This is a genomic window from Oceanobacillus sp. FSL W7-1281, from assembly GCF_037969835.1.
Lineage (GTDB): Bacteria > Bacillota > Bacilli > Bacillales > Amphibacillaceae > Oceanobacillus > Oceanobacillus oncorhynchi.
This window is the reverse complement of the sequence record NZ_CP150214.1, coordinates 2,154,582-2,166,658: the sequence shown is the minus strand read 5'-3', so window position 1 is coordinate 2,166,658 and position 12,077 is coordinate 2,154,582. Positions and strand designations below refer to the sequence as shown.

The 12,077-nt window shown below is 41.2% G+C and carries 9 protein-coding genes; 1 reads left to right on the top strand and 8 read right to left on the bottom strand.

Annotated elements, in window-relative coordinates; genetic code table 11:
- Nucleotides 1-12: 12 nt before the first annotated feature.
- The 8 genes from MKX55_RS10775 to MKX55_RS10740 all read right to left on the bottom strand — a co-directional run bounded on the left by MKX55_RS10775 (nt 13) and on the right by MKX55_RS10740 (nt 11,152).
- Nucleotides 13-222 carry an acetyl-CoA carboxylase biotin carboxyl carrier protein subunit gene (locus tag MKX55_RS10775; RefSeq protein ID WP_042533822.1) on the bottom strand — a complete coding sequence of 70 codons (210 nt, stop codon included), beginning with the start codon at nt 220-222 and terminating at the stop codon, nt 13-15.
- Between the two features lies 1 nt (nt 223).
- Complete coding sequence (locus tag MKX55_RS10770) at nt 224-1,579, bottom strand: acetyl-CoA carboxylase biotin carboxylase subunit (RefSeq protein WP_339238077.1); 1,356 nt, start codon at nt 1,577-1,579, stop codon at nt 224-226.
- Between the two features lie 16 nt (nt 1,580-1,595).
- Entirely contained in the window at nt 1,596-2,738 is a 1,143-nt protein-coding gene (locus MKX55_RS10765) for an acyl-CoA dehydrogenase family protein (RefSeq protein WP_339238075.1), read from the bottom strand.
- 185 nt (nt 2,739-2,923) lie between these two features.
- The gene (gene parC / locus MKX55_RS10760; protein WP_339238073.1) at nt 2,924-5,383 is read right to left on the bottom strand and encodes a DNA topoisomerase IV subunit A; all 2,460 of its coding nucleotides are present in this window, start codon (nt 5,381-5,383) and stop codon (nt 2,924-2,926) included.
- Between the two features lie 25 nt (nt 5,384-5,408).
- Nucleotides 5,409-7,364, bottom strand: coding sequence for a DNA topoisomerase IV subunit B (gene parE, locus MKX55_RS10755; RefSeq protein ID WP_339184821.1), 1,956 nt, complete (start codon nt 7,362-7,364; stop codon nt 5,409-5,411).
- An 832-nt stretch (nt 7,365-8,196) separates the two neighbouring features.
- The gene (locus tag MKX55_RS10750; RefSeq protein WP_339185213.1) at nt 8,197-8,607 is read right to left on the bottom strand and encodes a CoA-binding protein; all 411 of its coding nucleotides are present in this window, start codon (nt 8,605-8,607) and stop codon (nt 8,197-8,199) included.
- A 50-nt stretch (nt 8,608-8,657) separates the two neighbouring features.
- Nucleotides 8,658-10,181: an ABC transporter permease/substrate-binding protein gene (locus MKX55_RS10745; RefSeq protein WP_339238071.1), complete on the bottom strand. Its 1,524-nt coding sequence runs from the start codon at nt 10,179-10,181 to the stop codon at nt 8,658-8,660.
- On the bottom strand, nt 10,178-11,152 hold the full coding sequence (locus MKX55_RS10740; RefSeq protein WP_339238069.1) for an ABC transporter ATP-binding protein: 975 nt from the start codon (nt 11,150-11,152) through the stop codon (nt 10,178-10,180). The genes MKX55_RS10745 and MKX55_RS10740 overlap by 4 nt, the downstream gene beginning before the upstream one ends.
- A gap of 220 nt (nt 11,153-11,372) precedes the next feature.
- On the opposite strand from MKX55_RS10740, the gene plsY reads away from it, so the two are divergent.
- Nucleotides 11,373-11,954 (top strand): glycerol-3-phosphate 1-O-acyltransferase PlsY, encoded by a 582-nt coding sequence (gene plsY / locus MKX55_RS10735; protein WP_339184815.1) that lies wholly within the window; start codon nt 11,373-11,375, stop codon nt 11,952-11,954.
- Nucleotides 11,955-12,077: the final 123 nt, after the last annotated feature.

Genomic DNA, 12,077 nt, shown 5'->3' with positions numbered 1-12,077 from the left:
CTCCAAACTGATTTAGTCAACGATTGCAATCGTATCTCCTTCATTAACAAAATCTCCTTCTTGGACCTTCCATTCCTTCAAAATTCCTTTTCCCTCTGAAGCAATCGGAATTTCCATTTTCATTGACTCGAGAATAACGACATCCTGCCCTTCTTCCACAGCCTCTCCCTGCTGCACTGTAATTTTCCATACGTTTCCTGCCATCGATGCTTTGATTTCCATCTTAATTCCCTCCTGTAGTTGGTTGATAATATTTACTTAAAAAGTTTGTTTGTGTATTTCCTTTTTTAAATGCCTCATAGGTGATGATTTCCTGAAGCATCGGTATATTGGTTTTTATCCCTTCTATTTTGAACCGACCCAGCGCTTTTTCCAGCTTATTCCTCGCTTCTGCCCGGTTTTCCCCGAAAACGATCAATTTTGCAATCATCGGATCATAAAAAGGCGTTACCGTATCTCCGGAGGTGACAGCACATTCATTACGGATACCTGCTCCTTCAGGCAGTTCCAGTGCTGTGATTTTACCAGGCGACGGAAAGAATCGAATGGGGTCTTCTGCGTAAACTCTTATTTCTATCGCATGGCCGTTTCGTGTGATTTCTTCCTGTGTAAAAGATAGTGCCTGCTGATTGGCAATACGGATCTGTTCTTTGACAATATCAATCCCTGTTATTTCTTCTGTGACGGGGTGTTCTACCTGAATACGTGTATTCATTTCCAGAAAATAAAATTGCTCCGATTCATCAACTAAAAATTCAATTGTTCCGGCATTGGTATAATCAATTGCCTCCGCAGCGATAACAGCTGTTTCTCCTAATTTCATGCGAAGTGCTTCAGAAATAGATGGCGATGGGGCTTCTTCTAACACCTTTTGGTTCCGGCGCTGAATAGAGCATTCTCTTTCAAATAAATGAACCGTATGCTGATGACAATCTGCTAAAACCTGTACTTCAATATGTCGGCTGTTTGTTATGTGTTTCTCTAAAAACATTGCTCCATCTCCAAAGAAAGACAAGGCCCGCTTGGAGTTATTTTCAAAAGCTTTTCGCAGTTCATCCGAAGTGTGAACAACCTCCATTCCGATACCTCCACCGCCTGCAGATGCTTTTAACATCACAGGGTAGCCAATTTGCTCAGCAAAAGTGACCGCTTCTTCCAGCGATTCCACCGCACGATCAGTACCGGGAATTACAGGCACCCCCGCTGCTATCATCGCTTTTCGAGCTTCAATTTTACTTCCCATCAGACTTAAAATAGCCGCTTCCGGTCCAATAAAAATAATTTCTTCTTCTTTACAGCGTTCAGCGAATGAAGGACTTTCACTCAAGAAACCGTAGCCTGGATGAATTGCATCGGCATTTGTTTTTTTGGCCACTTCTATAATTTTATCTAATTGAAGATAGCTTTGCTGCACTTGTGAAGGACCGATAGGATAAGCTTCGTCAGCTTCTTGTTTAAATAAAGCATTCTCATCTGCTTCGGAATAGACAGCTACCGTCCTGATACCTGATTCTTTGCAGCTGCGAATAATTCTTCTGGCTATCTCACCGCGATTAGCAATCAATACTTTTTGTATCATGATCTTCTCTCCTTCTCTAGCAGCCTAGCTGTCTTGCAATAACCAAGCGTTGGATTTCAGATGTCCCCTCTCCAATTTCCAATAACTTAGCATCCCTGAGCAGCCTTTCTACTTCATATTCACGCATATAACCATAACCGCCATGAATTTGAATCGCCTGATTTGCCGCACGAAATGCCATTTCCGTTGCGTACAATTTTGCGTATGCTGCCTCTTTGGAAAAGCTTCTATTCTGATCCTTTAACCAGGCTGCTTTATAAACCATATTACGAGCAAGCTCAATTTCCATCGCCATATCTGCTAATTTAAATTGGATCGCCTGAAAACTGGAAATGGATTTGCCAAATTGTTTACGATCCTTTGCGTACTGCAAGGAACGGTCTAAAGCCGCCTGACCAATACCGACAGCTAATGACGCAATAGAAATCCTTCCTCCATCTAATGTTTTTAAAAATTGCTGATGGCCTTGATGTTCTGTACCAAGTAAATTTTCTTTGGGAACACGGACATTATCCAAGATGACCTCTGCGGTATCTGACCCGCGCACACCCATTTTGTCATAATCACTGCGGACAGTCAGCCCTTCAGCATCTGTCGGCACAATGATGGCAGATATTTTATTCTTGTTATTTGCATCCTTTTTCGTGACTGCCGTTACAATAATAAAATCTGCAAAACTGGCATTGGTAATAAAACATTTCTCCCCTTGAATAATATATTCGTCTCCGTCTAATTTAGCAGTCGTTTTTGTTCCCCCGGAATCAGATCCTGCATTCGGCTCTGTTAAACCAAATGCTCCCAGAGAGCGACCTTCCGCAATCGGCTTTAAAAACTGCTGCTTTTGCTCTTCTGTTCCAAAATAATAAATGGGGCTGGCCCCTAATGAAACTGCTGCTGCATAGCTCAATCCTGTACTTCCGCATCGTCGGCCGATTTCCTCTACAGCGATGGCATACGAAACGGTGTCGCCGTCAGATCCCCCATAGCTTTCAGGAAATGGAATCCCTAATAAACCAAGCTCTCCCATGTCTTGAAAAATATCTTCCGGGAAAGCTGCATTAACATCAATATCGATTGCTCTTGGACGGATGTTTTTTTCAGCAAAGTCAGAAACCATCCGCTGAATCATCTTTTGTTCCTTCGTTAAATCAAAATCCATTCTCGTACCCCCTTTTGACGAATTGAACACGCTTACATTATCATTTTATCAAAAGCTGGGAATTAGGCAAAGGAAAAGATAAAAATCTTTTTCTTGAGCAGCTGCTCTGACTTCTTTATTCAACTAAAATACAAAAATCTCCCTAACAATGTTTTGGCATTGTCAGGGAGTTAATATCATTTTTTTTACGATTCTTCATCATTATTTTCAAATGGTTTTTCATACACTGTTTCTTTATATACTTCCATCACTTCACCGGTCTGATCGGCATCAATCATAAACGATCCGTTGCCATAACGATCGGAGGCGGATAACTCCAGCGGATATACCTTCTGTGTATCGCCATTTTTCGTTTTATAGCAAATCATTTCCTGATTATTCACCATAAAGAATCCTTGGATCCGATGCGGTTTTTTCTTTAATTCCTTCAGCATAAGCAATCCGCGCTTCGCCCGGCTTGCTTTTTCAAAGGATTTTAGCTTCATGCGTTTGCTGGCTCCGCGCTGCGTAATGATAAATAAATCTTTTGGCGCTTCCAGATCAAATACTTGTCCATTGACAACAAAATCATCCTCTTTTAAAGAGATCGATTTTACTCCGGCTGCTCTCTGCCCGACAATGGACACTTCTGCTTCTTCATACCATAGACCATAGCCTTTGTTGGTTGCAATAAATATATCTTTCCTGCCATCTGTACGGCTTACATGAACCAGTTCATCATCATTCTTCAGATTTAATGCAATTAACGCCTTACCACGTCGCTGCGCTTCATAAAGCTGAAATTCGCTGCGTTTGACCATGCCATTTCGAGTAAAGAACATTAGAAAGCCGTCTTCTTCTTTAAAATCACGTACAGGTATGACCTTAATCAAATGCTCTTCTTTCTCCAACGGAACAATATGTGAAATGTGCTGTCCCATATCCTTCCAGCGTATATCCGGAAGCTCGTGAACAGAACAAATAATATATCTTCCTTTGTTCGTAAATAACATGATATTATCTGTTGTATTGATTTCCAGGAGACTTATCGGATGATCATCGTCCTTCAGCGGTAAATCCTCACTATTGGAAGCTGCATAGGACCGCAGGCTGGTTCGTTTGACATAACCGTCTCTGGTTACGGAAACTAACACATCCTCACTTGCCACGGTCACCTCAATATTTATTTTCAGTTCTTCCACTTTTTCCTCGATATGAGTGCGCCGGTCATCTGCAAATTTTTTCTTGATTTGTCTTAAATCATTTTTAATGGTTTGCAGTAATTTCTTTTCGCTTTCCAAAATAGCAGACAGCTTCTCCATTTGTTTTCTTAATTCGCTAGCTTCTTCCTCAAGCTGAACAATATCCGTATTTGTCAGCCGATAAAGCTGCAAGGTAACAATTGCTTCCGCCTGCGGTTCGGTAAAACCATATTTAGCCATAATCTGGTTTTTTGCATCCGCCTTATCTTTTGATGCACGGATGGTGGCAATCAACTCATCTAAAATCGAAATTGCTTTGATTAAGCCTTCGACAATATGCGCTCTCTTTTTCGCCTTATTTAAATCAAATCGGGTTTGATTCGTTACAACCTCGCGCTGATGACTGACATATGCATCTAGAAGCTGCGGCAGGGATAAGAGTGTCGGCGTTTTATCTTTGATAGCAACCATATTGAAATGGTATGTGATCTGCAGGTCTGTGTTTTTATATAAAAAGTTTAAAATACCTTCACTATTTGCATCCTTCTTTAACTCAACAACAATACGGAGGCCTGTCCGGTCTGTTTCGTCGCGCACTTCCGCAATGCCCTCGACCTTCCTGTCAATACGGAGCTCGTCCATTTTCTTCACCATTGCTGCTTTGTTCACCTCAAAAGGTACCTCTGTCACAACGATTTGTTCACGATTCCCTTTTAACGTTTCAATGGCTGCCTTTCCACGAACGACAACCTTTCCTTTGCCGGTTTCATATGCTTTTTTGATTCCTTCGACCCCTTGAATAATACCGCCGGTCGGGAAATCAGGTCCTTTCAGCACACGCATTAAATCATTTACACTTGATTCCGGTTTATCGATTCGCATAATCACTGCATCGATTACTTCTCCTAAATTATGAGGCGGAATGTCGGTTGCATACCCTGCGGAGATTCCTGTAGAACCATTTACTAAGAGATTCGGAAATTTCGCCGGTAAAACAACCGGCTCATCAGTTGTTTCATCGAAGTTAGGGATGTATTCAACTGTCTCTTTGTCAATATCCCGAAGAAGCTCTGACGCAATCGGAGATAATCTTGCCTCTGTATAACGCATTGCAGCAGGAGGATCTCCATCGATACTGCCGTTATTCCCGTGCATTTCTATCAGTCTGTTACGTACCTTCCAGTTTTGGCTTAAGCGGACCATTGCTTCGTATACAGAAGAATCTCCATGTGGATGGTAATTCCCGATTACGGTTCCAACCGTTTTAGCAGCTTTTCTAAAATTCTTGTCATGCGTATTTCTCTCTACATGCATGGCATAAAGAATACGCCGCTGTACAGGCTTCAAGCCGTCTCTGGCATCAGGCAGTGCACGATCTTGAATGATATATTTACTGTATCTTCCGAAGCGATCTCCGATAACTTCTTCTAAGGGGAGATCTAAATATTTCTCTGTTTGATCCAAATGGAATCACTCCTTACAATCCGAACTAATCTTCCTTATGAATATTTTCATTTTCTAAAATGGTTGCATCTTCTTCCAAACCAAATTTAACATGACCTTCAATCCACTTACGGCGGGGTTCTACTTTATCCCCCATTAACGTTGTTACTCTCCGTTCTGCACGCGCTATATCATCAATGGATACACGAATAAGTGTACGTGATTCCGGGTTCATCGTTGTTTCCCACAATTGATCCGCATTCATCTCCCCGAGACCTTTATAACGCTGGATATCATAGCCATTTTTTAATTCCTTCACTGCTTTTTGGAGTTCATTTTCATCCCAGGCATAACGTGTTTTTTCTTGTTTTCCCTTTCCTTTAGATACTTTAAACAGCGGCGGGAGAGCAATAAACACTTTTCCCGACTCCACTAAAGAACGCATATATCGATAGAAAAAGGTTAACAACAGCACCTGAATGTGCGCTCCATCGGTATCTGCATCGGTCATAATAATAATTTTATCATACTGGACGTCTTCCAAATTAAAATCTCCGCCGACTCCGGCACCTATCGTATGGATAATCGTTGAAATTTCTTCATTTTTAAAGACATCCTCCAGCTTAGCTTTCTCGGTATTGATAACCTTCCCCCGGAGCGGAAGCACAGCTTGGAATTTACGGTCGCGCCCTTGCTTTGCTGAACCGCCGGCAGAGTCTCCCTCTACAAGATAAAGCTCATTCTTTTTTGGGTTCTTTGATTGTGCCGGGGTCAGCTTTCCGCTAAGCAACGTATCTTTTCGCTTTCGTTTCTTCCCGGTACGAGCTTCCTCACGTGCTTTTCTGGCAGCTTCCCGCGCTTCTTTTGCACGGATAGATTTTTTAATCAGCAAAGAAGAAATCTCTGCATTTTCCTCTAAAAAGTATGTCAGATGTTCAGATACTACGCCATCAACGGCCGAACGGGCTTCTGTTGTTCCCAGCTTGCCTTTTGTCTGACCTTCAAATTGCAGCTTGTTCTCCGGAACACGGACGGACACAATCGCAGTTAATCCTTCCCGGATATCTGTCCCTTCCAAGTTCTTATCTTTTTCTTTTAATAACCCTGCTCTTCTTGCATAATCATTTATAGTACGGGTAATTGCCGTTCTGGCTCCAAATTCATGTGTACCACCGTCTCTGGTCCGCACATGGTTTACAAAGGAAAGCATATTTTCAGCAAAGCCGTCATTGAACTGAAAAGCAAATTCAACTTCAATTTCCGATTGCTCCCCTTCAAATGAAACAACTGGCTGAAGCACGTCCTTTTCCTCATTAAGCCACTCTACAAAAGATTTTAGGCCATCAGGATATTCATAAATCTGCCGCTCTCCATTGTGTTCATCCTTCAGTTCGATTTTTAGCCCTTTTAATAAGAAGGCAGATTCCCGTAAACGCTCGGAAATCGTTTCAAAATTAAATACCGTTGTCGAGAAGATAGATGGATCCGGCTTAAAATGAATACAGGAGCCTTTCTTCCTGGAAGGCCCTTTATCCTCTAAGGTCGTTGCCGGGTGTCCTCCATTTTCAAAACGCTGCTCATATTTATGACCGTCGCGGTAAGTGGTTACTGTCAGCCATTCCGATAAGGCATTAACAACAGAAGCACCTACCCCGTGTAATCCTCCGCTTGTTTTATAGCTTCCTTGCCCAAACTTTCCGCCTGCATGCAGCACAGTAAATATAACCTCAGTGGTTGGTTTTCCGGTTGCATGCATTCCGATCGGCATACCGCGGCCGCTATCTTCCACAGAAATACTGTCATCTTTATGTATGGTTACCGTAATTTGATTGCCGTGACCAGCCAGCGCTTCGTCAACAGCATTATCAACAATTTCATAAACAAGATGATGCAGCCCGCGAATGTCTGTACTCCCAATATACATTCCTGGGCGTTTTCGTACAGCATCCAGTCCTTCCAGCACCTGAATGGAGCTATCAGAGTATTGATATTCTTTCTCCACGAATCATCTTCTCCTTTCAATACTACCTCTATATACATCATAGAACATTCGTTCTTATTAAGCAAACAGAAAATCATCCTGCTTGTAACACGAACACAATGTTCCTGTATTAGCGTTCCTCATAAATGTTTATCCTCGATACGAGTCAGCGATTCAATCAGGACTTACATGATTAAAGTATAAGGAGCTTCGAAAAAGCAGCCTGCGCTTTCAAGAGGCCCTTTTAAAATGCCATGCTTTCTTATAAAGTGAAACTTCATTGCAATCTTCTAACAGAAAAACAATTTTTGTTGATAAAAGTCTGCAGGTTAGAATGGGAGGCAGCTATACTTATATTACGCTTCTTTCAACCCTTGTTCTATCTATATAACATGAAGCATCCTTTCGAGGAAAGTTTATAAACGCTTATCGGTGATAAATAAAACCTTGTTTATACACTATAGAGCAAAATTTGTTTCTCCGTCTAGTCTAAACATGCTCATTCCACATAAAGGGTAAACGCACTATATCCATATTTACATCATTAATATCTTATGGGAAAAATCGCAGAAAAGCAAGGTAATCATTTATTTACATAGAATCACAGACAATTGTCGACCCCGTTTTTTAGCGATGAGAATACACGTAAAAGTTCTCCGGCGGGACGAGCAACTGCACCAATGCGGGTCAGGTTAATACGTTTTTGCTGCAATAACCGTTGCATTGTCTCTGTGACAAGCGCATAGTCAGCAGAAGATGCTTTTCACCCGGGCAAGCTGGCAGCTGCATCCGCTGAAACAAAAAGACCGAACCTGGCTTATCATGCCTGGCTCAGTCTTTAATTGTTTATACACTATTTCAATAAAACTGCGTGTAACACCTTAATGCAAAGGTCCATAACGACTTCAAAATCATGCTCTTTTAAATAATTATAAGCTTCTTCATTCACAATTCCCTGCTGCGCCCAGAACATCTTACAATCCGTCTGTACAGCATCTTTTGCGACATCAGGCAGATGCTCCGGACGGCGGAAAACATTGATAATATCGATTGGTTCGTCTACTTCTGCCAGGGAGCTGTAGGCTTTTTCCCCAAGAACCTCATCAATGGTTGGATTGACAGGAATAATTTTATATCCTTCTTCCTGCATTCTATGAGCTATTTGGTACGATGTTCTTTCTGGATTAGCAGATAAGCCTACAACTGCAATCGTCTTCGCATTCTCCAGAATTTCTTTTATTCTTTCTTTACTTGGATTTTCAATGGACATGATAATTCCTCCTTTAATAACGTACTTAGCATCTTCTCTTTACCTTATTCAATGAAACCATTTTCCATCAGATAATCTCTGGCAACATCCTCTGCAGCTGCATCCTCATAATCCACTTGATAATTCATTTCCTGCATTTCTTCATCCGTGATTTGTCCGCTCAGCTGATTTAATATGTCCTCGAGCTCTGGATATTCCTCTAACGTATCTGCCCGCATTAACGGTGCGCCCTGATATGGCGGAAATAGATTTTCAGAATCTCCCAAGGATACTAACCCTAATTCTACCATATAGCTGTCTGTTCCATAGGCATCAATCACATCTACCTCGCCGCCCGAAATTGCCCCCTGACGAAGGCCTGGATCCATTGTATTTACCTCGTTGAAGTCCAGGTTATATACTTCCTGCATCCCGACATAGCCATCATAGCGGTCATTAAACTCGGATGTGAATCCAGCTGTTACCTGGTTTTCAATCGACTTCAAATCAGAGATATCCTCCAAATTGTTTTCTTCCGCAAATTCTTCTGTAACTGCTACCGTATACGTATTATTAAACAACATTGGCTCTAAAAGCTCCAAATTATATGCTTCTTTTATACCGTCTCTGGCTTGTGCATATACTTCCTCTGCTTCATTGGATTTCGCCTGTTCATCAAGCAGCGAAACGATAACCGTCCCTGTGAATTCCGGATAAATGTCAATGCTGCCCTGCTGGAGTGCGTTAAATACCATATCTGTTTTTCCGAGATTCGGTTCTAAATCAACAGTGATATCACTTTCTTCCTCAATTAAAATTTTATAGAGATTCATAATAATTTCTGGTTCAGCCCCTAATTTCCCGGCTATCACAACTTCTCCTTTTTGGCTGCTTGGAATCATCAAGGGAATGGTGATGACAAGTACAACAATAACAAGTATCGCAATAAATGCCTGAATGCCATATTTTTTAGACAGCTTTTCGAATAAACGCAGAATAAAATCAAGCATAACAGCTAATAAAGCTGCCGGTATCGCACCTAATAATACAAGCGGAATATCTCCGCCCCGGTCCAGACCGAGTAAAATGATATCTCCAAGTCCGCCAGCGCCAATTAAAGCTGCGATAGTTGTAGTTCCAACGATAAGAACCATAGAGGTGCGAATACCAGCCATAATAACCGGCATCGCAATTGGCAGGTCTACTCGCATTAATTGTTTTTTTGTATTCATCCCCATGCCTCTGGCAGCTTCCCGTAAGGCAGGATCTACACCGTCTATCCCTGTGTATGTATTTCTCAAGATAGGCAGTAGTCCATAAAGGACTAGGGCAACGATAGCCGGCTGAATACCTATTCCTAGAAATGGGATCAAAAAAGCCAACACAGCAAGACTCGGAATTGTCTGCAGAACAGCGGATGTGCCAATGATAGGCTCAGCAATGCGCGGATATCTGGTCAGCATAATTCCGAGCGGCACAGCAATTAAAATCGCAATTCCAAGTGATATCAAAGAAATTTGCAAATGCTCCCAAATCGCCTGAAGAAGCATATCCTGCCGATTCTGGAACACGTCTATAAATTCCTTCATAGAACACTCGCCCCTTCCTTCTCCTGCTGATAGAAGTATTGAAGCAATTCATCCCTTGTAACAATTCCGATGATTTTCTGGTTGTCAGCGACTACCGGAAAATCAATCTGATTTACTGATTGAATTATTGCATATGCATCCTCTATTGTACTTGTTGCAGGAATTGTCACGACATTTTCCAGCTCCCGGTCACGAGCAGCTGGTATCTCCTTTTTCATGACTTCCTGAACAGATGTCAGCCAGGCTGATTTTCGATTTCCAATGAATTCCTCCACAAAATCATTTTTTGGGTGTTTCATTAATTGTTCAGGCGAACCGCATTGAACCACACCACCTTCTTTCATTAAACAAATCCGGTCGCTCATTTTCAATGCCTCGTCCATATCATGGGTAACAAATACAATCGTCTTCTTGATCTCTTTTTGTAATTTATCGATATCCATTTGTAATTGCTCCCGGCTGATTGGATCGAGTGCACTGAATGGTTCATCCATCAATACGATGTCAGGATCTGCAGCTAATGCCCGGATAACACCGATACGCTGCTGCTGCCCTCCCGAAAGCTCGCTTGGATATCTTTTTTTAAAAATTGATGGATCGAGCCCCACCATCTCCAATAATTCATCTGTTCGTTTCTCTTTTTCTCCTTTTTTCCATTTCAGGAGTTCTGGAACAACTTGAATATTCTCCTGAACAGTCATATGAGGAAATAAAGCAATCTGCTGCAGAACATATCCAATATTCCATCGTAATGCATCAATGGAATAATCACTTACCGGTTTCTCGTTTATGTATATTGTTCCTGCAGAGGGATCAATCAGACGATTAATCATCTTCATTGTTGTTGTTTTACCGCAGCCGCTGGGACCAATCAGCGTCATAAATTCCCCTTTTTCGACTGTCAAATTAAATTGATCGACAGCGGTTGTCCCATCAGGGTATGTTTTTGTTATGTCCTTAAATGTAATCATAAGAATAACCTCCTTCGTAAAAAGATTCCCGCTTGTACACATTTAAAAACCTGTCCTGGTTTTATTTTTCACTTTAAATCAAGGATAAAGAGAATAATTTATTCTTAAAAGAGAGCTTTACTGCGTTTTTCTAAAAAATTTTGTACTTAAACAGATTGGTTCATGCTAAAATAGCCATAGGAACATAGAATAAGAATTTGAAAAAGAGAGTTGGGAACGTATGGATTATATTATTTTCGGGATTATCGCATATCTCTTAGGATCTATTCCATTTGCCTTAATCATCGGCAAGCTTGGTTATAAAATAGATATTCGTGAGCATGGAAGCGGCAACCTTGGAGCAACTAATGCCTTTCGTGTGCTTGGAATAAAAGCAGGAAGCATCGTTATCCTGGGCGACATTTTAAAAGGAACATTAGCTGCTGTATTGCCTCAATTATTTCATGCGGATGCTTATCCATTGATAATAGGTATTATCGCTGTTTTAGGCCATACTTATCCGATATTTGCTAAATTTAAAGGCGGAAAGGCTGTTGCAACATCGGGAGGGATGATACTAGGAATCAACCCTATCCTGTTTATTATTATGATTGCAACATTTTTACTGTCATTATATTTATCTAAATATGTTTCCCTTTCTTCTATGATTACGGGAGTTGTAGCCTTTTTTGCGTCACTGTTTTTCCAAAATACCGGGTTGTCCGTCGTTATCCTGATATTAACTGCTTTTGTGGCGTATCGACACTGGGCAAATATTAAACGGATAATAAATGGAACAGAGCCTAAAATAACCTGGATGTAAAAAGCCGATAAATTGAATATTTAAGCCGAATTCAGTATACTAGTGGCTATAATTAAAGATTGTTTGAACATCCTTGAGCTTCTAGTCTAAGCTTTCAGATGTTTATCAGGAAAGGACGTTTTT

Excerpts from the sequence above, each read along its gene's own strand:
- plsY (WP_339184815.1), top strand. The coding sequence starts at position 11,373 with ATGGATTATATTATTTTCGGGATTATCGCATATCTCTTAGGATCTATT.
- MKX55_RS10740 (WP_339238069.1), bottom strand. The coding sequence starts at position 11,152 with ATGATTACATTTAAGGACATAACAAAAACATACCCTGATGGGACAACC.
- MKX55_RS10775 (WP_042533822.1), bottom strand. The coding sequence starts at position 222 with ATGGAAATCAAAGCATCGATGGCAGGAAACGTATGGAAAATTACAGTG.
- MKX55_RS10745 (WP_339238071.1), bottom strand. The coding sequence starts at position 10,181 with ATGAAGGAATTTATAGACGTGTTCCAGAATCGGCAGGATATGCTTCTT.
- MKX55_RS10765 (WP_339238075.1), bottom strand. The coding sequence starts at position 2,738 with ATGGATTTTGATTTAACGAAGGAACAAAAGATGATTCAGCGGATGGTT.
- MKX55_RS10770 (WP_339238077.1), bottom strand. The coding sequence starts at position 1,579 with ATGATACAAAAAGTATTGATTGCTAATCGCGGTGAGATAGCCAGAAGA.